The sequence below is a fragment of the Pseudomonas sp. NFX15 genome, from assembly GCF_049132105.1.
In the GTDB taxonomy this organism is placed as follows: Bacteria; Pseudomonadota; Gammaproteobacteria; order Pseudomonadales; family Pseudomonadaceae; genus Aquipseudomonas.
Genome location: NZ_JAFMPV010000004.1, coordinates 66,089 through 86,131, shown reverse-complemented (window position 1 = coordinate 86,131; position 20,043 = coordinate 66,089). Strand labels below are relative to the sequence as shown.

Genomic DNA, 20,043 nt, shown 5'->3' with positions numbered 1-20,043 from the left:
TCGCCGGCAAGCCGGCTCCTGCAGGGGATGGATGAGCTCTGACTAAATTGGCAGCCCGGGCCAACCCCCGATCTGCAATAACTTGAATAGCCACCGCCGCTGCGGCAGGCTGACACGATTAACGACCCTCAACCGGGAGAGACACACACAATGGCACTTATCAGCATGCGCCAGATGCTGGACCACGCAGCCGAGTTCGGCTACGGCGTTCCAGCCTTCAACGTCAACAACCTTGAACAGATGCGCGCCATCATGGAAGCCGCTGACAAGACTGACTCCCCGGTGATCGTCCAGGCTTCGGCCGGTGCTCGCAAATACGCCGGCGCGCCGTTCCTGCGTCACCTGATCCTGGCCGCCATCGAAGAATTCCCGCACATCCCGGTGTGCATGCACCAGGACCACGGCACCAGCCCTGACGTCTGCCAGCGCTCCATCCAACTGGGCTTCAGCTCGGTGATGATGGACGGTTCCCTGGGCGAAGACGGCAAGACCCCGACCGACTACGACTACAACGTCCGTGTTACCCAGCAGACCGTAGCCATGGCTCACGCCTGCGGCGTTTCGGTAGAAGGCGAACTGGGCTGCCTGGGTTCGCTGGAAACCGGCATGGCCGGTGAAGAAGACGGTATTGGCGCCGAAGGCGTCCTGGATCACAGCCAGATGCTGACCGATCCGGAAGAAGCGGCTGACTTCGTCAAGCGCACTCAGGTCGATGCCCTGGCCATCGCCATCGGCACCAGCCACGGCGCCTACAAGTTCACCAAGCCACCTACCGGCGACGTGCTGGCGATCGACCGCATCAAGGAAATCCACAAACGCATTCCGAACACTCACCTGGTGATGCACGGGTCGTCTTCGGTTCCGCAAGAGTGGCTGGCGATCATCAACCAGTACGGCGGCGACATCAAGGAAACCTACGGCGTACCGGTTGAAGAAATCGTCGAAGGCATCAAGCACGGCGTGCGCAAGGTCAACATCGACACTGACCTGCGCCTGGCGTCCACCGGTGCGATGCGTCGCCTGATGGCCACCAACCCGAGCGAATTCGACCCACGGAAATTCTTCGGCGCCACCGTCACTGCCATGCGCGACGTGTGCATCGCTCGCTACGAAGCCTTCGGCACTGCCGGCAACGCTTCGAAGATCAAGCCGATCTCCCTGGAAGCGATGTTCCAGCGTTACTTGAAAGGTGAGCTGAACGCCAAGGTCAACTAAGCCTTCAGCGTTTGAGCTTCATGAAAAACCCGCCGAGAGGCGGGTTTTTTATGGGCGAAAGAATTGCGGTCGCCTCATTGTAGGAGTGAGCCTGCTCGCGATGACGGTAGGTCAGTCGACATCGATGTCGCCTGATACATCGCCATCGCGAGCAGGCTCGCTCCTACAATGGGTAGGGTGTCGGCCGCGCTTATTTGTTGTGATCGATATCCAGCTTGCTGAACGTCACTTTCCCGCCTTCGCTGGTGTACCCGGTGTTGTCCTGCACATAGACCCCGGCCTTGAAGTACAGCGGCTTGTCGCGCCACGTCGCGCTGATGTCGGTATCCCACTGGTAACCCGCCGCACTGATGCCCAGTGCGCCGCCGGGGCTCAGGTGGATGAGGTAGGAAAACTCGCGGTCGAGTTTCACCCCCGTGGCAATGATGATCACCCGGCCCTCGTCGTCATCGGGGTGCATCCGCACCTTGGCGACGATGTTGCCGGTGGCGGTCTGGGTCTTGTATTGGTACTCGACCTTCACCAGCGGTTTCTGGCTGTTATAAGCGTGGATCTGGCCGATGACGATTTTTCCGGAACTCGGCACCTGGTTCACTGCCAGAGTAGCGTGTAGCAAATTGTCGGCGTCCGGGTAGTACCAATTGTGCAGCGTGCCGTTGCTGTAGGTTTCACGCAGTTCGGTCCGGGGATAGATCGCGTTTTCGGTTTTTGAGCCGGTGACCGGCGCCCAGAAGAACAAGGTGCCCGTATCGCCATGGAAGTATTGATCCTTGAAGCCATTCACCAGCTTTGAGGTTTCAACGGTGTACGGCGGATTGCCGACGGGAACACTGAGGTTCCAGGTTGCGAGATCGATCATGTCGGGGGTTCCACTCGATTCATGCTGCATGCACGTGCCAGAAGCTCTAGCCCGCCCCTTTGGGGCGGTCTTTATAAGCGTAGCGGGGGATTTTGTTAACGCTCGCCTGACGGGTGGGTGACGTCAAGATCCTGTCGAAACGCCATCTTTCCCGGTTTTAGCGGCGTGCAAGACGTGACCGTTAGTCGGCGAATTAACTCATTGGTTAGATGGTGGCGTACTGACAGCTTCTGCTTTCTTGGATCCAGGTCTAGAGTGAAGGCTTAGTATTTGTCCGGTTTTCACGAGAAGCCGGCCTGACTCCCGAATGAAGAGAAGCAGCATGGAATGCGCGCAACCCACGCCAGCAGAAGGCGGCTCAACACTGTTGGTCGTCGACGATTACCCTGAAAACCTGATCAGTATGTGCGCGTTATTGCAGCGCCAGGACTGGCGGGTCATCACCGCAGCCTCAGGCTTCGAAGCCCTTGGCATGCTGCTTGAACATGACGTCGACCTGGTGCTGCTGGACGTGCAGATGCCGGGCATGGACGGCTATGAAGTGGCGCGCCTGATGCGCGGCAGCCAGCGCACCCGCCTCACGCCGATCATTTTCCTGACCGCGAACGAGCAGTCCCAGGACGCTGTGATCAAGGGCTATGCCAGCGGGGCGGTGGATTATCTGTTCAAGCCGTTCGACCCGCAAATCTTCAAGCCCAAGGTCCAGGCGTTGCTTGAACACCAACGCAATCGCCGGGCACTGCAACGCCTGAGCCTGGACCTGGAAGCGGCGCGTGCCTTCAATGCCTCGGTGCTCGACAACGCCGCCGAAGGCATTCTGGTCGTGGGCGAGGACGGCGTGATCCGTTTCGCCAACCCGGCCATCTCGCGGCTGCTCAACGCCCCCGTGCAGGAACTGCAAGGCAAAGAGTTTGCCGATTACCTGCAAAAGCCGCACGTGCCGGTGTGGGCTGATTCCGATTTTTCCAGCGGCTACAAACGCGGCGAAACCCTGCGCTTGCATGATGCCCTTTTGCGTACTGCGCCCGGCCAGCAGGTACCGGTGGCCTTGTCCTGTGCGCCATTGCCGGCCGAGCAGCATGCGATGGTCGTGACCGTGCTGGACATGTCGGTGGTGCGTCATCTGCATCAGCAACTGGAGTTCCAGGCGGTCAGCGATCCGCTGACCGGCTTGCTCAACCGCCGCGGTTTCTACCAGACCGTCGAGAACTTGCTGCTGCGAGGCGAGCGTTCGGACAGCGCCTGGGTGCTGTTGTACCTGGACCTCGACGGCTTCAAGCGGGTCAACGATTCCCTCGGGCACGATGCCGGGGACCGGGTCCTGCGTTGGGTCTCGGAACAGCTCAAGTCGTGCTTGCGGCCCTTCGATATCCTGGCGCGGATGGGCGGTGACGAGTTCACCGCGCTGCTGGACCTGGAGTTTCCCGAGCAGGCAGCGAAGATCGCCGAGAAACTCATCGAGCGGGTGTCGATCTGTCAGCAGATCGATGGCCTGGATATCGCCTTGGGCGCCAGTATTGGCATTGCCACGTTCCCGGACTGCGGCGTCAATCTCGATGGTTTATTGCGCGCCGCCGACATCGCCATGTACGAGGCCAAGCGTGCCGGGCGTCAGCAATACCGCTTCTATGATCATGAAATGAACGGTCGGGCGCGCTCGCGGCTGATGCTGGAAGAAAGCGTGCGCACGGCCATCGAAAACCGCGATTTCACACTGGTGTACCAGCCTCAGGTAGCGATTGCCGACGGACGGATTCGTGGCTTCGAGGCCTTGCTGCGCTGGCAGCATCCGAGCGTCGGCGACGTGTCGCCGGGGCTGTTCCTGCCATTGCTGGAAGAAGCCCGGCTGATCAGTCGTCTGGGCAGCTGGATTTACCATCGTGGTGCCGGACAACGCAAAGCCTGGGAAACCCTGTTCGCCGAGGACCTGGTGCTGGGCGTCAGTTTGAGCGGCACCCAGTTCGGCATGCCGAACCTTGCCACCGAATTGCGCCAGGTGCTGGAGCGGCACGGCTTGCAGCCGCGTCATCTGGAAGTCGAGGTGACGGAAGAGGCCTTGATGCATAACCCCGACGAAACCCGCAAACAACTGCGCCTGTTGCGCAACCTGGGCGTGCGGGTGGCGCTGGATGATTTCGGCGCCGGGTCATGTTCCCTGTCGCACTTGCGCGACCTGGCACTGGACACCCTCAAGCTTGACCGGCATGTGATCGCCCGGTTACCGGACTCTCCCCGGGACGCGGCGCTGGTGCGCAGTGTCATCGACCTGTGCCGCCAGTTCGGGATGCTGGTGATTGCCGAAGGGGTGGAAACCGTCGCACAGTACGAATGGCTGCAAGCCAACGGCTGCGAGTACGTGCAAGGTTTCCTGGTGGCCCGGCCGATGATCGCCGAAGATGCCGGCGCCTTTGTCCAGCCGTTTGACTGGAGCGCGCTGCCGCGCTGAATTCGCTACACTGGCGACCTTTCAGTGACCTGTATTGCCGCCCCGATGACCGTGTTGAAATATCTCCAGGCTTATCCCGCCACCTTGCAGAATCAGGTGCACCAGCTGATCGCCGACGGTCGGCTGGGCGAATACCTGGACAAGCGCTACCCGGAAAAACACGGGGTGCAGAGCGACAAGGCGCTGTACACCTATGCTCTGGACCTCAAGCAGCAATACCTGCGAAATGCCCCGGCGATCGACAAGGTGTTGTTCGACAACCGTCTGGACCTGACCCACCGTGCCCTTGGCTTGCACACGACGATCTCCCGGGTGCAGGGCGGCAAGCTCAAGGCCAAGAAGGAAATCCGCATTGCTTCGCTGTTCAAGGAAGCGCCATGCGAGTTCCTGAAGATGATCGTGGTGCACGAGCTGGCGCACTTCAAGGAATCGGACCACAACAAGGCGTTCTATAAACTGTGCGAGCACATGCTGCCCGGTTATCACCAGGTGGAGTTCGACGTGCGGGTGTACCTGACGTGGCGGGATCTGGATAACAAGGAGCAATCGTGACGGACGTAAGCAAGACCAAGAGCAGCTTTTATCGCCGCTTGTACGTGGCGTACCTGATCGACAGTGGGCTGGCCAGCAGTGTCCCGGCACTGACCGACGTGACCGGCATGCCGCGGCGTACTGCGCAGGACACCATCGCGGCGTTGGCGGACCTGGATATCGTTTGCGAATTCGAGCAGGAAGAGGGCGCACGCAACCATGCGGGCCGCTATCGGATCCGCGAATGGGGAGCGATTGATCGCGGGTGGATCGAGCGTAACCTGCGGCAGATCAAGGCGGTGCTGGAGTACCCCTGATTCCAGTATTGAGTGAGCCGACGCCTTCGCTGGCAAGCCAGCTCCTACAGGCTTGCACTGTCCTTGTAGGAGCTGGCTTGCCAGCGAAGGGGCCTTCAGGGACGACGCATCCCGATATGCGGAATGCCATCCTCGACAAACTCCTCGCCCGTCACGACAAACCCGTACCCCCCGTAATACCCCTGCAAATGCGTCTGGGCCGAAAGATAGATCGGCGTTTGCGGCCAGCGTTCTTCAATCTGCTTCAATGCCTGCTCCATCAACGCATGTCCAAGCCCGGCGCCTCGTGCGTGTGGCGCAATGACCACCCGACCGATCACTACGTCCCCGCCTTGTAGTTCCGGGTCGAGCAGCCGCAGATAGGCCACCAGTTGATTGCCGTCCCAGGCCATCAAGTGACAAGTGTCACCTTCCAGGTCCTGGCCATCCACGTCTTGATAAGCGCATTGCTGCTCGACGACGAACACTTCGGCACGCAGTTGCAATATGGCGTACAGCTGCTCCTTGCCCAGGTCACTGTGGTGCTTGCAGATCCAATCGACTGTCATGTGGTGGTTCCCTGAAAACGTCGTTGCGATACTAAGCGCACTCACGCCATAAGTCTTTATGGCGCAAGAATCTGTGACAAAGGCCAAAATGCCATCATTCAATTCTCGCACGGGTGACTTGTTTGTGTAATCTGGATTCAAGCACTGCGCTGTGGCCTCGATGAGCTAATGTTTAGTACCCGGGTCTTGCCGGTATGGGGTCTTGGGGTTTTGGCTGAAAACACGCCGGGCAACCCGCCCGCTAAGGATTTTCTAGCATGCCGCGATTGCATCGAGCTTTTGCCTTGATCGGATTGCTGTTGCTGGTTCAGGGAGCCGCGGCAGAAAAACTGCGGTTGGTCGCCGACGCCTGGCCACCCTTTACCGACGCCACGCTCGTCAACGGTGGCCTGGCCACCGACATTGTCAGCACCGCGCTCGCCAGGGCCGGTTATGGCAGTGACTTCGAACAGGTGCCTTGGGCGCGTGCGCTGATGGGCGTGGGCGAGGGGCGCTACGACGTGTTGGTGAATGCCTGGTACACCGACGACCGCACACAATTCGGACAGTTTTCCGGCGCCTACCTGATCAATCGCGTGCGCTTCATCAAGCGCAAAGACGCGCCCATCGAATTCAACAACCTGGAACAATTGCACACGTATCCGATCGCCATCGTGCGTGGCTACGCGTATTCGCCGGCGTTCGACAACGACGATTCATTGCAGAAGATTCCCGTGCACAGCTTCGCCATGGCCGTGCGCATGCTGGCGGCCGACCGGGTCAAACTGACGCTGGAAGATGAATACGTCGCTCGCTACTACCTGGCCCGCGAGTCACCCAAGGTGCGCAACGCCGTGGAGTTCCTGCCCAAGCCCTTGAGCGAGAACGCCCTGCACATACTGGTCAGCCTGAAGAACCCCGAGCATGAACAGATCGTTGCCGGTTTTGACCGGGAGATTGCGGCGATGAAGGCAGACGGGAGTTATGACAGGTTGATGCGACAGCATGGGATGTAAATAGGCTGATCCGGCATTTGTGGTGTTTTTGCCGGCCCCTTCGCTGGCAAGCCAGCTCCTACAGTAGGCGCGTAACCCTGTAGGCGCTGGCTTGCCAGCGAAGAGGCCCGCCCAGACACCCGGGATCTCAATCCTCACGGGTATCCTTGATCAGATGCGCCGCCAAGGTCCGCAATGGCCCCAACTGCCGACAGATTAACGCCAACTGCGTCTGTACCAACCGCTGCCCCTCATCGATCTCATCCGGCATCTGTTCCAGTTCATTGGCCAGCGCCTCTTCCTCATCGCTCTGAATGGCAACCGAGGTTTTGCTCGCCAGCCCCTGGGCGATCTCATCGATGCTCGTGGCCAGTTTCACGCCTGCGCCTTCGATCAACTGCTCGCGCACATCGGCCGGTAACGGTGTTTCGCGGTGTGCACCCAGGCCCGACAGGTAACTGAGCAGCGTGTGCGACAGCACCAGGAAGCGAAAACCCACGTCCGCCTCCTTTCGGAAATGCCCCGGTTCCATCAGCATGTTGGCCAGCGTCGTCGACAGCGCCGCGTCGGCGTTGTGCGCGTTGCGCCGGGCCAGGCGATAGGCCAGGTCGTCGCTTTTGCCCGCAGCGTATTGCTGCATGATCTGGCGCAGGTAAATGCTGTTGCAGGTCAGGGTGTTGGCCAGCACTTTGTTCAGCCGCCGACCCTGCCAGTCCGGCAGGAACAGGAACACCGCCAGCCCGGCGATCAGGCTGCCAAGCAAGGTGTCGAACAGCCGTGGCAGGAACAGCCCGTAACTGTCGCCCACCTGGTTGAAGCAGAACAGCACCATCAGGGTGATCGCGGCCGTCGCCAGGGTGTAGCGGGTGGTTCGGTTGATAAAGAACACCACCCCGGCGGCGATGGCGAAACAGGCCTGGATCAACGGGTTCGGGAACAGGTCGAACAGTGCCCACGCCAGGGTCAGGCCAATCGCCGTGCCGATGATCCGCTGGCCGAGTTTGCGCCGGGTGGCACCGTAATTCGGCTGGCAGACGAACAGGGTGGTGAGGATGATCCAGTAACCCTGGGACGGGTGGATCAAATGCACCATGGCGTAGCCGATGCTTAGCGCCAGGGGCAATCGCAGGGCGTGGCGAAACAGTAACGAGGTCGGCGTCAGCTGCGTACGCAAGCGCAGCCACACGTCCTTGAGGTTGCGTGGCGAACGGTCGAGCAGGCTGCTGTCGGTGGCATCGGCCAGGGCGTCGGGGTTGCTGGCGTCGCTGAGCAAGCGGTCGAGGGTGCCGAGGTTGGCCGCCAGTGCGCGCAGCGAACGGAGCAAGCCGCGCCAAGCCGGGTTGCTCTGGATGCGCAGGTGTTCGAGGGAGGCATCGAGGTCGCTCAGGGCTTCGGCAAAACTGGCGTCGTAGGTGAACGGCTGGCGCATCTGGATCGATTCGGCCAGCGCCCGGCAGGCCTTGCCCTGCTGGCGCAGCAGGCGCTGGCAGCGGAACAGCACGTCGCTGTGGAAAAACGCCTCGGCCAAGGCGTTGTAGGGGTAGTGCGAAGAGCTGGCGCGTTCGTGGATGTCCTGGGCGAGGAAATACAGTTTGAGGTAGCGGCTGACTTTCGAGCCCGGGCGACCGTTGCCGACACGGTGCAGGATGATCTCCTTGGCGGCGTTCAATGCGGCGACGACGCGGCCATTCTGTCGGGCCAGTTCCAGGCGTCGCGCTTCCACGTCCATCTGCCGGATCGGCTCGAACAACGACGATTTCAGCTTCAGGTAAAAGCCCAGCTCGCGGAACAACCGCGCCAGGCTTTGTTGCACCGGCTGATTGGAAAACAGCGCCTGCCACAACACCGAGAGCACGCCGTACCAGGCTGCGCCGGCCACCAGCAGCAACGGCTCGTGCCAGACATCGGTGACCGCGCCGCCGCGCTGGTCGACGCCGATCATGGTGTAGACCGACAGGATCAGCGTCGCCGAGGCAATCGCACCATAGCGTTCGCCGAGGGCGCCGAGCATGGTCAGGCAGAACGCCGCGAGAGCGAAGGCGACGATAAACAATGAGGGGTAGGGGAACAGCAGTTCGACGGACAGGGAGGCCACCGCGAAACACACCAGCGTCACCGCCAGCGCGTTGAGGCGGCCCTGCCAACTGTCGTCGGTCTCGGCCAGGGCGCTGGCGATAATTCCCAGGAACAACGGGATCAGCAGGCCCATTTCGTCCTGGTACCAGCACAGCGCCATGGTACCGGTCAGGGCAATGAATACCCGCACGCTGTAGCTGAACTTATCCAGCGCCCAAAGGCGACGCAGAGACTGGCGGAACGAAGTCGATGACATGAAGTGCGAAGGCCTTCCGAGGCAATGACGCTAAATTGAGCCACTAATGACGCCGACGCAATGGCGTCGATCACATCAGACAGCAAAATCTGTTCCTTGATACCACACGTATTCAATGTAGGAGCGAGCCTGCTCGCGATGAGGCCGGTACATTCAATATTGATGTCGACTGTTAGGCCGCTATCGCGAGCAGGCTCGCTCCTACAGGTTTTGGGTTGGATCAGACGTACTGCGCGGCTGCATATCCGGACGCCCAGGCCCACTGGAAGTTGAAGCCGCCCAGATGCCCGGTCACGTCGAGCACTTCGCCGATGAAGTACAGCCCCGGGCTTTTCAGCGATTCCATGGTCTTGGACGACACCTCATGGGTGTTGACGCCGCCCAGGGTCACCTCGGCGGTGCGGTAGCCTTCGGTGCCGGCCGGCACCACTTTCCAGCTCGCCAGTTTCTCGGCGATGTCCGCCAGTTCGGCATGGGTGTACTGCTTCATCGGTTTGGAGACGAACCAGTTGTCCGCCAGCAGGTTGGCCATCTTCTTGGTGAAGATTTCACCCAGCAGGGTTTTCAATTCGCTATTGGGGCGTTCGGCCTGTTGCTGCTGCAACCAGTCCGGCACGTCGTGATCCGGCATCAGGTTGATCTCGACGGTGTCGCCGGATGCCCAGAACGACGAAATCTGCAATATCGCCGGGCCGCTGAGGCCGCGGTGGGTGAACAGGATGTTCTCGCGAAAACTCTGATCGTTGCAGCTGACCAGGCAATCCACCGACGTGCCGGACAACTCGGTGCACAAGGCCTTGAGCTGGTCGGTGATGGTGAATGGCACCAGGCCGGCGCGGGTCGGCAGCAGGTCGTGGCCAAATTGCTTGGCCACTTGGTAGCCGAAACCGGTGGCACCCAGGGTCGGGATCGACAGGCCGCCGGTGGCGATCACCAGGGATTCGCAGGTGATCTGGCCCAGCGTGGTGTCGAGCAAATAGCCTTTTTCGAGTTTCTCGATGGTCTGGATCGAGGTGTCCAGGTGCAGGCTGACGCCGATCTGATCGCACTCGTTGAGCAGCATTTCGAGGATGTCGCTGGATTTGTTATCGCAGAACAATTGGCCGAGCTTTTTCTCGTGGTATGGCACGCCGTGCTTGGCCACCAATCCAATGAAATCCCACTGGGTGTAGCGGGCCAGGGCGGATTTGCAGAAGTGCGCGTTCTGCGAGAGGAAATTGCTCGGCTCGGTGTACATGTTGGTGAAATTGCAGCGGCCACCGCCCGACATCAGGATTTTCTTGCCAGCCTTGTTGGCATGGTCGAGCAACATCACCTTGCGCCCGCGCCCGGCGGCGGTCAGTGCACACATCAACCCTGCGGCGCCAGCGCCAATGATCACGACTTCGGTAGAGCGCAAAACGGTGTCCTCTTACAAGTTCCAGTACAGGCACAAACCCTGTAGGAGCTGGCTTGCCAGCGAATCGGGCAATGCGGTGTGCCAGGCACACCGCTTTCGCCGGCAAGCCGGCTCCTACACAGTGACTGTTTACAAAATGCGAACGCGCAACGAGCGGCCCTTGATCTTGCCGTCGTTCAGGCGCTGCAAGGCCTGCTTGGCGACGCCTCGTTCCACGGCCACGTAGGCCTGGAAGTCGAAGATCGCGATCTTGCCGACCTGGGCACCGGGGATGCCGGCGTCACCGGTCAGTGCGCCGAGAATGTCACCCGGGCGAACCTTGTCCTTGCGGCCGGCCGCGATGCACAGGGTGCTCATCTGCGGCAGCAGCGGGCCGCCGCCCTTGGAGGTCAGGTTGTCCACCTGATCCCAGGTCAACGGCGTTTTCTGCAACTGTTCGATGGCTTGTGCACGTTGCGCTTCGGACGGCGCGACCAGGCTGATGGCCAGGCCTTTTTCGCCCGCGCGACCAGTACGGCCGACGCGGTGGATGTGGATTTCCGAATCGCGGGCCAGTTCGACGTTGATCACCATGTCCAGCGAGTCAATGTCCAGGCCACGGGCCGCGACGTCAGTGGCGACCAGTACCGACGTACTGCGGTTGGCGAACATCGCCAGTACCTGGTCGCGGTCACGCTGTTCCAGATCGCCGTGCAGGCCGACGGCGGAGATGCCTTTGGCGGTCAGGTGATCGACGGTTTCCTGAACCTGCTGCTTGGTGTAGCAGAAGGCGACGCAGGAGGCTGGGCGGAAGTGGCCGAGGACCTTGGTCACCGCACTCATGCGGTCTTCCGGGGAAATTTCGTAGAAGCGCTGCTCGATCTGCGTGTCGTCGTGGAACGCTTCGGCCTTCACTTGCTGCGGGTTGCGCATGAACTTGGAGGCCAGTTGCTTGATACCCACCGGATAAGTCGCGGAGAACAGCAAGGTCTGGCGACGCTCCGGGGCCTGCATGATGATTTCTTCGATGGAATCGTAGAAACCCATGTCGAGCATGCGGTCGGCTTCGTCGAGGATCAGGGTGTTCAGGCCGTGCAACACCAGCGAACCTTTGCGCAGGTGCTGCTGGATACGACCCGGGGTGCCGACGATGATGTGCGCGCCGTGTTCCAGCGAAGCGATCTGCGGGCCGAGGGACACGCCGCCGCACAGGGTCAGGACCTTGATGTTGTCTTCGGCACGGGCCAGGCGACGGATTTCCTTGGCGACCTGGTCGGCCAGCTCGCGGGTCGGGCACAGGATCAGCGCCTGGCAACCGAAGTAACGCGGGTTGATCGGGTTCAGCAGGCCGATGCCGAAGGCGGCAGTCTTGCCGCTGCCGGTCTTGGCCTGGGCGATCAGGTCCATCCCCTTGAGGATCACCGGCAAGCTTTGCGCCTGGATCGGCGTCATCTGGGCATAACCGAGGGAGTCGAGGTTAGCCAGCATGGCGGCGGACAGCGGCAAAGTATTAAATTCGGTGGCGATGGTGGTCACGGGACTGGCCTGCAAAACAAAATGTCGCGCAGTGTACCAGCCCAGTGGCCATTCGCCCTAAGGCTCTATGTGTTCTTCCGGACGCTTGACGCGCCGTCCGTCTTCCCGAGAGAGCTGGGAAAAGATCGTAGCAGCGAGCATGGCCATGATTCCCACTGTTACAAAGGTCAGTTGGAACGCGCCCAAAACCGTTTCCACGCCATCGTTGCCGATCTCCGCCGTGAACCCGCCGAGCAATGCACCAGCACAGGCCACGCCCAGGCTCAGGGACAACTGCGCGACCACCGACAGCAGGCTGTTGCCGCTGCTGGCACTGGCGTCGTCGAGGTCGATCAGGGTCACCGTGTTCATCGCGGTGAACTGCAAGGAGTTGATCGCACCGAGGATCGCCAACAGGCACAGCAGCAGCCAGTACGGCGTCTGCTCGCTGACCAGGCCCATGCTCGCCAGCATGATGCCCAGCGCCAAGGTGTTGCCGGTGAGCACGATGCGGTAGCCCAGACGCTCGATCAGCGGCCGCGCGACCCACTTGGCAATCATCGCCGCCGCCGCCAGCGGCAGCATGCTCATCCCGGCCTGGGACGGCGAGTAGCCCAGCGCCACTTGCAGCAGCAACGGCACCAGAAACGGCAGGGCGCCGCTGCCGAGGCGGGCGAACAGGTTGCCGAGAATGCCCACGGCAAAGGTCCGGGTTCTGAACAAAGACGGCGCAAATAGCGGGTTTTCGATATGCCCGGCGCGCAGCCAGTACGCCGCCAGGCACGCCATTCCGCCGAACAGCAGCAACATCACCCGCAGGTGCGGCAGGTGCAATTCGCCCAGGCCTTCCATCGCGATAGTGATCAGGATCATCGCCGCGCCGAACAGCAGGAAGCCCAGGCTATCGAAGCGGGTGCGTTCGGAGCCGCGCAGGTCCGGAATGAATTTCCACACGGCGTAGCAACCGAGCAGCCCCACGGGCAGGTTGATCAGGAAGATCCAGTGCCAGGTCAGGTATTGCACCATCCAGCCGCCCATGGTCGGGCCGATCAGCGGGCCGAGAAGCCCGGGAATGGTGATGAAGCCCATGATCCGCACCAGTTCCGAACGCGGGTAGGCACGCAGCACCACCAGCCGCCCGACCGGCAGCATCAACGCGCCACCCAGGCCCTGGATCACCCGTGCGCCGACCAACTGGGTCAGGGTGGTCGACAAGGCGCAGAGCAACGAGCCGAGGCTGAACAGCAAAATCGCACTGAAGAAGATCTTCTTGGTGCCGAAGCGGTCGGCGATCCAGCCCGAGGCCGGGATCAGCAATGCGACGGTGAGCATGTAGGCGATGATCACGCCCTGCATGCGCAACGGGTCTTCGGCCAGGTCACGGGCCATCGCCGGCAGGGCGGTGTTGAGAATGGTCCCGTCGAGGGACTGCATGAAGAACGCAATGGCGACGACCCACGGCACCCAGCGGGCGGTGACAGCGTCGAGAGGCAGGCGATTGGGCATGGGACCTCTATTGTGTGGAGACGCAAAAATGTAGGAGCTGGCTTGCCAGCGAAGCTTTTTGGAGGCCTTGATGGCCCCTTCGCTGGCAAGCCAGCGCCTACAGGGTGTTGTGTGTTTACAGGGTCAGGGTCAGGCGTTTTACCAGCGCGCCCGGCAACAGCGCCGAAGCCGTCGCCCGCTGGCTGTAGGTACTCGCCGACAACAGCATCTCGCGCTCGGACGTCAGCGCTTCCAGCTGCGAACCCAGCAGGCTGAAGGCGCTGTCGTCGAAGCGCATGGTGCTGACCGGTGCCTGGATCTCGCCGTTCTCGACCCAGAACGTGGCAAACCGGGTCATGCCGGTCAGGCGCGCGGCCGGTTGGTCGGAGAAGTTCAGGTACCACAGGTTGCTGATGTACAGCCCCGTGCCCAGTTGTTTGAGAATCTCGGCATCGGGCAAGGTTCCGCCCTTCATGTTCAGTGCGTTGGGTGATTCACCGCCGCTGGCGCCGTTGGCGGTCAAACCGTATTCGGCGGCGCTGCGTGAGCCGACCAGTTGCGCCCCGGCCTTGCCGTCGACGATCAAGCCCAGGTCGCTGCGCGGGTAACCCTCGTCGGAAAACGCCGGGCTCAACGAACCGCTGACTTTTTCGTCCAGCGAGAATAGCGGGCTGAACGTACTGTCGCCGCCGTAGAGTTTCTGCAACGGGCTGCTTTTGCTGGCAATCGACTGCGCCGAGAACCCGCCCCAGCACAGCATGCCCATGATTTCTTCCAGCGCGGCCGGGGCGAGGTAGGCGCGATATTGGCCGGGCGCCAGGGTGCGCAGCGGCCGGCCCAGGAACGCCAATTGCTCGCGGGCCTGCTGGAAGCGCTTGGCAAACCCATCACTGTTCCAATCGTGACCGGCGTAGCTGGCTTTCACGGCCTGGCCGTTTTCGTGGAACAGGCTGAAATCGAAATTGAAGCTGTTGGCTTGGTGCCAGCCGAAGGCCCCCGAAGAACTGGCAAAACCACGACTGATGGGCCCGGCGGCATAAAAGCCGACCAGGTCGAGGCCTTCGGCCGCCCGGGTGATTTCGCCGACGACCTGCTCGGTGTCCGGCAGTGGATGGGCCTGTACGTTGTTGCTTTGCCAACCATTGTGATTGAGCAGCAGGTACGGGTCCGCCGGCAGCAGCGGCAAGGTTTCACGCAGTTGTTGCAGGCCTTCGTGCAAGCGTTGCAGATCAACCTCGGGGTCGCCGGCCAGGGTAATGTCGAGGTCGGCATGCCGGCCTTCGTTGATCAGTTTCAGGCCGACGCTTGCTTGCTGCACCTGGCCGGCCTGACGCACCTTGGCGTGGTTGAAACGCACGAAGGCCGACGACTCGGCGGCGTAGCTGAGGGTGAACTGTTCGGGCTCGCGAAGGGCGTCACGCAGGCTGTCGACCAAGGTCTTGAACGAGGCGGCCTGGCTGTTTGAAGGGTTCATCAGGCATCTCCCCCGAATACATCAATATGGCTGAACACGCAGGCCGGTGACGCATGGCCGACGCGGATCACCTGGTTCGGTTCACCCTTGCCGCAGTTCGGCGTGCCGAGGACCTTGAAGGTGCTGGCATCGCCGACGGCGCTGAGGCTCTTCCAGAACTGCGCGGAAATACCGCGGTAGTTGGGGTTTTTCACCACACCTTTGAGTTCGCCGTGTTCGATCAGTTGGCCCCATTCGCAGCCGAACTGGAATTTATTGCGCGCATCGTCGATCGACCATGAGCGGTTGGTCGACATCAGCACGCCGTGTTCGATGCCGCCGATCAACTGCTCGATGGAACGCTCGCCGGGTTCGATATTGAGGTTGGCCATGCGGTCGATGGGCGGGCGGTTCCAGCCACAGGCGCGGCTATTGGCGACGCCGTCCATGCCCGCACGAAATTGCGAAAGTGCACCGCCCAACGGGCGCAGTAGCAGGCCTTCACGGATCAGGAACTGCTTGCTGGCGGGCGTGCCGTCGTCGTCATGGCCGTAGCTGGCGAGTTCTTCGGGGATGTCCGGGTCGAAGGTCACGTTGAGCAGGCCGGAACCATATTGCAGGCGGCCGAAATCTTCTGTCTTGACGAAACTGGTGCCGGCGTAATTGCGCTCGTCGCCGAGGATGCGGTCCAGCTCCAGGGGGTGGCCGATGGACTCATGGATTTGCAGCATCATCTGGTCGGGCATCAGCAGCAGGTCGCGCTTGCCCTGAGGCGTGTTCGGCGCCAGCAGCAATTGCAGGGCCTGGTCGGCCACCAGCGCGCCGGCACCGATCAGGCCGCATCGGCCGATGACGTCCGCGGCGCCTTGCTGGCCGAAGTTCTCGCGGCCCAGGCTGCGGGTCTGGCTGTCGTTGCCGTCGTAGGCCGTCACATCCAGGCCGGGATAGACAAAACGTTGGGCCTGACGCAGTTCGGCGCCGGCGCTGTTGAGGTAGATCTGCTCGACGTGGGTGATGCCGAGGCTGACCTGCCAGCTCACCAGGCGCTCGTCCTTCGGTACGGCGGCGGACTCGGCGCCGAGCAGTTGGTAGCACTCACTCAGGGAAGGGAAGGCCTGGTCGAGGTTCGGCGAAAAGTAGTCGGCGCGATCGCTCGACACCGCCTGCTCGCGCAGGTCCAGCAAGGCGTACGGCTTGAGGAGGCGAGCCTGGCTTTCGGCGCGTTCGAGGGCGGCTTGCAGGCCTTGCTGCGACAAGTCGTTGGTGGCCGCATAGGCTTCTACGCCATTGACCCGCACGGTCAGCATTGCCCCTTCGTCACGGCTCAGGCTCGGCGGTTCGGCGACGTTCTTGCGCACCGCCAGGTGCTGCCCGGATTCGCGCACATAACGCAGGGAAAAGAATTCGGCACCCGTGCGCAAGGCAGCGAAGCGCTGCTTGAGCTGGGGATGGAAATCGAACATTCGTGAACCTCCTTGGTGGGGAGCGGCGGTAGAGCGGTGTTGCGAGGGGAGGGGTGAAACGTTTGCGTGGCGCTAGATTAGGCCTGCGAGGGGGGCGGATCAAGGGTGGAACAGTCTGGCGCGGGGATACTTTGGGAGGGGGTGGTGTCTGGTCGGGCCTCATCGCGAGCAGGCTCGCTCCTACATTCAACCGCATTCCCATGAGGGAGCGCGATCAACTGTAGGAGCGAGCCTGCTCGCGATTAGCCGTGACGCGGTGTAACGCCTTACGCCGTCCGGCTCACTTCCCGCACCGGCTTGCCCTTCACCGGCGCTTCACCCGCCACATAGTAAGTGGCGGTGCTGCGCGGCAACGGCTTGCGGCCACGGATCTTGTCGGCGATTTTCTCGGCCATCATGATCGTCGGCGCGTTCAGGTTGCCGGTGGTGATGATCGGCATGATCGAGGCATCGACCACGCGCAGGCCTTGCATGCCATGCACGCGACCTTCGCCATCGACCACGGCCATCTCGTCGGTGCCCATCTTGCACGAGCAGGACGGGTGGAACGCGGTTTCGGCGTGTTCGCGGATGAACTGGTCCAGCTGCTCGTCGGTTTGCACCTCGATGCCGGGGCTGATCTCGCGACCACGGAAAGCGTCAAGCGCAGGCTGTTGCATGATTTCACGGGTCAGGCGGATGCCGTCGCGGAATTCCTGCCAGTCCTGCTCGGTGGCCATGTAGTTGAACAGGATGCTCGGGTGCTGGCGTGGGTCCTTGGACTTGGCCTGGATGCGACCACGGCTTGGCGAACGCATGGAGCCCATGTGCGCCTGGAAACCGTGCTCTTTCACACCGTTGCTGCCGTTGTAGTTAATCGCCACCGGCAGGAAGTGATACTGGATGTTCGGCCACTCGAATTCCGGACGGGTACGAATGAATCCGCCGGCCTCGAACTGGTTGCTGGCGCCGATGCCGGTGCCGTTGAACAGCCACTGCGCACCGATGGCCGGCTGGTTGTACCAAAGCAGCGACGGGTACAGCGAAACCGGTTGGGTGCAGGCGTATTGCAGGTACAGCTCAAGGTGATCCTGCAGGTTTTCACCAACGCCCGGCAGGTCGTGGACCACCGGAATGTCGAGCGAATTGAGCAATTGGGCCGGGCCGACGCCGGAGCGTTGCAGGATCTGCGGCGAAGCGATGGCGCCGGAGCACAGCAGCACTTCCTTGCGCGCCTTGACTTCAACACGCTCTTCAGCGGCGCCGACCAGGTAACGTACGCCGACCGCACGCTTGCCTTCGAACAGGATCTTGTCGGTCAGGGCGTGGGTGACGATGGTCAGGGTCGAGCGCTTTTTGGCGACGTCCAGGTAACCGCGAGCAGTGGAAGCACGACGGCCCTTCGGCGTCACGGTGCGGTCCATCGGGCCGAAGCCTTCCTGCTGGTAGCCGTTCAAGTCTTCGGTGCGCGGGTAACCGGCCTGGACGCCGGCTTCGACCATGGCGTGGAACAGCGGGTTGTTGCCGGCTTTGGGCGTGGTCACGCTGACCGGGCCTTCGCCACCGTGGTAGTCGTTGGGGCCGATGTCCCGTGTTTCCGCCTTTCTAAAATAGGGCAGGCAGTCCAGGTACGACCAGTCCTCAAGACCTGGCAGCTTGGCCCAGCCGTCGTAGTCCATGGCGTTGCCGCGGATGTAGCACATGCCGTTGATCAGCGAGGAACCGCCCAGGCCCTTGCCACGACCGCACTCCATGCGACGACCGTCCATGTGTGGCTCTGGATCGGTTTCGTAGGCCCAGTTGTAGCGACGGCCTTGCAGCGGGAACGCCAGCGCGGCCGGCATCTGCGTGCGGAAGTCAAAACGGTAGTCCGGGCCGCCGGCTTCGAGCAGCAGGACGGTGACGCCGGCGTCTTCGGTCAGACGGGTTGCCAGGGTATTACCGGCCGAGCCGGCACCGATGATGATGTAATCGAATTCTTGGGACATTGAATGCACCCTCTTTGAAGTTGGTCAGGTCGGGCCTTGGCGAGTGCTGCGCACTCGATTCGCTGGCAATACAGAACTCGGAGCTTTAGAACACCGAGACGTAATCGCCCAGCTCGACCTGTACCGATTTGATGCGGGTAAAGTTGTTCAGCGAGCTGATGCCGTTCTCACGGCCGACACCCGACTGCTTGTAGCCACCGACCGGCATCTTCGCGTCGGACTCGCCCCAGGCGTTGATCCAGCAGATACCGGCTTCCAGCTGATGAATCACACGGTGGGCGCGGTTCAGGTCCTTGGTGACGATACCGGCAGCCAGGCCGAAATCGGTGTCGTTGGCGCGGCGGATCACTTCTTCTTCGGTTTCGTAGGTGAGGATCGCCATCACCGGGCCAAAGATCTCTTCACGCACGATGGTCATGTCGTCGGTGCAGTCGGTGAACACGGTCGGGGCCACGAACGCGCCCTTGGCGAATTCGCCGGCGGTCAGGCGTTCGCCGCCGCACAGGACGCGAGCACCTTCTTCTTTGCCCTTGGCGATGTAGCCCAGCACGTTTTCCATGTGGGCGAAGCTGACCAGCGGGCCGAAGTTGGTGTTTTCGTCTTCCGGGTTGCCGACGCGGATGCGGGCAACGCGCTCAACGATCTTGGCTTCGAAAACGGCCTTCAGATGAGCCGGTACGAACACGCGGGTGCCGTTGGTGCAGACCTGGCCGGAGCTGTAGAAGTTGGCCATCATCGCGGTGTCGGCGGCGCGATCGAGGTCGGCGTCGTCGCAGATGATCAGCGGCGACTTGCCGCCCAGTTCCATGGTCACTTCCTTGAGCGATGAGCTCGAAGCGCTGGCCATGACTTTCTTGCCGGTGTCGGTGCCGCCGGTGAACGAGACTTTCTCGATGCGCGGGTGTTCGGTCAGCCAGGTGCCGACTTCACGGCCGCTGCCGGTCAGGACGTTGAACACGCCGTTTGGCACGCCGGCTTCGGTGTAGATCTCGGCCAGTTTCAGGGTGGTCAGCGAGGTGACTTCGCTCGGCTTGAAGATCATCGCGTTACCCGCGGCCAGGGCCGGTGCGGATTTCCACAGGGCGATCTGGATCGGGTAGTTCCACGCGCCGATGCCGGCCACGACGCCCAGCGGCTCGCGACGGGTGTAGACGAACGAGGTGGTGCGCAGCGGAATCTGCTCGCCTTCGATGGCCGGTACCAGGCCAGCGTAGTATTCCAGCACGTCAGCGCCGGTGACGATGTCGACGTGGCGGGTTTCGGAGTACGACTTGCCGGTGTCCAGGGTTTCCAGGGCGGCCAGTTCGTCGTTGCGCTCACGGAGGATTTCCACGGCGCGACGCAGGATGCGCGAACGCTCCATGGCGGTCATGGCTGCCCAGATTTTCTGGCCCTTTTCGGCGCTGACTACAGCACGCTCTACGTCTTCTTTTGTCGCACGCTGAACCTGTGCGAGGACTTCGCCGTTAGCCGGGTTGATGGCTTCGAAAGTGGCGTCGCTGAGGGCAGAGCTGTACGCGCCATCGATGTAGAGTTTTTGCAGTTCGAAACGGGCCATAA

General features: G+C 61.8%; 15 protein-coding genes. 5 read left to right on the top strand and 10 right to left on the bottom strand.

All coding sequences use genetic code 11. The features are described 5' to 3' along the window. The first annotated feature begins 150 nt into the window (after positions 1-150). Complete coding sequence (gene fba / locus J1D76_RS05730) at positions 151-1,215, top strand: class II fructose-bisphosphate aldolase (RefSeq protein WP_019694035.1); 1,065 nt, start codon at positions 151-153, stop codon at positions 1,213-1,215. Between the two features lie 190 nt (positions 1,216-1,405). Here fba and J1D76_RS05725 read toward each other — a convergent pair whose 3' ends face one another. Next, the gene (locus J1D76_RS05725) at positions 1,406-2,074 is read right to left on the bottom strand and encodes a polysaccharide lyase family 7 protein (protein WP_421137433.1); all 669 of its coding nucleotides are present in this window, start codon (positions 2,072-2,074) and stop codon (positions 1,406-1,408) included. 322 nt (positions 2,075-2,396) lie between these two features. Here J1D76_RS05725 and J1D76_RS05720 point away from each other — a divergent pair, with 322 nt between their 5' ends. Genes J1D76_RS05720 through J1D76_RS05710 form a run of 3 tightly spaced genes read left to right on the top strand, consistent with a single transcriptional unit; the run spans position 2,397 to position 5,368 of the window. Continuing rightward, positions 2,397-4,520, top strand: coding sequence for a putative bifunctional diguanylate cyclase/phosphodiesterase (locus J1D76_RS05720; protein WP_421137432.1), 2,124 nt, complete (start codon positions 2,397-2,399; stop codon positions 4,518-4,520). A gap of 45 nt (positions 4,521-4,565) precedes the next feature. Then, a complete protein-coding gene (locus J1D76_RS05715; RefSeq protein WP_421137431.1) occupies positions 4,566-5,072 on the top strand; it encodes a YgjP-like metallopeptidase domain-containing protein in 507 nt (168 codons plus the stop codon). After that, a complete protein-coding gene (locus J1D76_RS05710; protein WP_421137430.1) occupies positions 5,069-5,368 on the top strand; it encodes a winged helix-turn-helix domain-containing protein in 300 nt (99 codons plus the stop codon). The genes J1D76_RS05715 and J1D76_RS05710 overlap by 4 nt, the downstream gene beginning before the upstream one ends. A gap of 95 nt (positions 5,369-5,463) precedes the next feature. Here J1D76_RS05710 and J1D76_RS05705 read toward each other — a convergent pair whose 3' ends face one another. After that, on the bottom strand, positions 5,464-5,916 hold the full coding sequence (locus tag J1D76_RS05705; RefSeq protein ID WP_421137429.1) for a GNAT family N-acetyltransferase: 453 nt from the start codon (positions 5,914-5,916) through the stop codon (positions 5,464-5,466). A 257-nt stretch (positions 5,917-6,173) separates the two neighbouring features. Here J1D76_RS05705 and J1D76_RS05700 point away from each other — a divergent pair, with 257 nt between their 5' ends. Continuing rightward, positions 6,174-6,911, top strand: coding sequence for a substrate-binding periplasmic protein (locus J1D76_RS05700; RefSeq protein ID WP_421137428.1), 738 nt, complete (start codon positions 6,174-6,176; stop codon positions 6,909-6,911). Positions 6,912-7,038: 127 nt separating this feature from the next. Here the strand turns inward: J1D76_RS05700 and yccS are convergent, their stop codons facing one another. The 8 genes from yccS to betB form a co-directional block, all read right to left on the bottom strand. Next, positions 7,039-9,222 (bottom strand): YccS family putative transporter, encoded by a 2,184-nt coding sequence (gene yccS, locus J1D76_RS05695; protein WP_421137427.1) that lies wholly within the window; start codon positions 9,220-9,222, stop codon positions 7,039-7,041. Positions 9,223-9,442: 220 nt separating this feature from the next. Further along, entirely contained in the window at positions 9,443-10,621 is a 1,179-nt protein-coding gene (locus tag J1D76_RS05690; RefSeq protein WP_421137426.1) for an NAD(P)/FAD-dependent oxidoreductase, read from the bottom strand. Between the two features lie 129 nt (positions 10,622-10,750). Continuing rightward, the gene (dbpA, locus tag J1D76_RS05685) at positions 10,751-12,088 is read right to left on the bottom strand and encodes an ATP-dependent RNA helicase DbpA (protein ID WP_421137639.1); all 1,338 of its coding nucleotides are present in this window, start codon (positions 12,086-12,088) and stop codon (positions 10,751-10,753) included. A gap of 105 nt (positions 12,089-12,193) precedes the next feature. Then, positions 12,194-13,621, bottom strand: a complete 1,428-nt coding sequence (gene mdtD / locus J1D76_RS05680) for a multidrug transporter subunit MdtD (protein WP_421137425.1) — start codon at positions 13,619-13,621, stop codon at positions 12,194-12,196. A 115-nt stretch (positions 13,622-13,736) separates the two neighbouring features. Further along, positions 13,737-15,074 carry a TldD/PmbA family protein gene (locus tag J1D76_RS05675; RefSeq protein WP_421137424.1) on the bottom strand — a complete coding sequence of 446 codons (1,338 nt, stop codon included), beginning with the start codon at positions 15,072-15,074 and terminating at the stop codon, positions 13,737-13,739. Next, positions 15,074-16,516: a TldD/PmbA family protein gene (locus J1D76_RS05670; protein WP_421137423.1), complete on the bottom strand. Its 1,443-nt coding sequence runs from the start codon at positions 16,514-16,516 to the stop codon at positions 15,074-15,076. The genes J1D76_RS05675 and J1D76_RS05670 overlap by 1 nt, the downstream gene beginning before the upstream one ends. A 266-nt stretch (positions 16,517-16,782) precedes the next feature. Continuing rightward, positions 16,783-18,483 (bottom strand): choline dehydrogenase, encoded by a 1,701-nt coding sequence (betA, locus tag J1D76_RS05665; protein ID WP_421137422.1) that lies wholly within the window; start codon positions 18,481-18,483, stop codon positions 16,783-16,785. 85 nt (positions 18,484-18,568) lie between these two features. Beyond that, a complete protein-coding gene (gene betB, locus J1D76_RS05660; RefSeq protein WP_421137421.1) occupies positions 18,569-20,041 on the bottom strand; it encodes a betaine-aldehyde dehydrogenase in 1,473 nt (490 codons plus the stop codon). Positions 20,042-20,043 lie beyond the last annotated feature (2 nt).

Coding starts and splice junctions, on each gene's coding strand:
- fba (WP_019694035.1), top strand. CDS start 151: ATGGCACTTATCAGCATGCGCCAGATGCTGGACCACGCAGCCGAGTTC.
- J1D76_RS05725 (WP_421137433.1), bottom strand. CDS start 2,074: ATGATCGATCTCGCAACCTGGAACCTCAGTGTTCCCGTCGGCAATCCG.
- J1D76_RS05720 (WP_421137432.1), top strand. CDS start 2,397: ATGGAATGCGCGCAACCCACGCCAGCAGAAGGCGGCTCAACACTGTTG.
- J1D76_RS05715 (WP_421137431.1), top strand. CDS start 4,566: ATGACCGTGTTGAAATATCTCCAGGCTTATCCCGCCACCTTGCAGAAT.
- J1D76_RS05705 (WP_421137429.1), bottom strand. CDS start 5,916: ATGACAGTCGATTGGATCTGCAAGCACCACAGTGACCTGGGCAAGGAG.
- J1D76_RS05700 (WP_421137428.1), top strand. CDS start 6,174: ATGCCGCGATTGCATCGAGCTTTTGCCTTGATCGGATTGCTGTTGCTG.
- yccS (WP_421137427.1), bottom strand. CDS start 9,222: ATGTCATCGACTTCGTTCCGCCAGTCTCTGCGTCGCCTTTGGGCGCTG.
- dbpA (WP_421137639.1), bottom strand. CDS start 12,088: ATGCTGGCTAACCTCGACTCCCTCGGTTATGCCCAGATGACGCCGATC.
- mdtD (WP_421137425.1), bottom strand. CDS start 13,621: ATGCCCAATCGCCTGCCTCTCGACGCTGTCACCGCCCGCTGGGTGCCG.
- J1D76_RS05675 (WP_421137424.1), bottom strand. CDS start 15,074: ATGAACCCTTCAAACAGCCAGGCCGCCTCGTTCAAGACCTTGGTCGAC.
- J1D76_RS05670 (WP_421137423.1), bottom strand. CDS start 16,516: ATGTTCGATTTCCATCCCCAGCTCAAGCAGCGCTTCGCTGCCTTGCGC.
- betA (WP_421137422.1), bottom strand. CDS start 18,483: ATGTCCCAAGAATTCGATTACATCATCATCGGTGCCGGCTCGGCCGGT.
- betB (WP_421137421.1), bottom strand. CDS start 20,041: ATGGCCCGTTTCGAACTGCAAAAACTCTACATCGATGGCGCGTACAGC.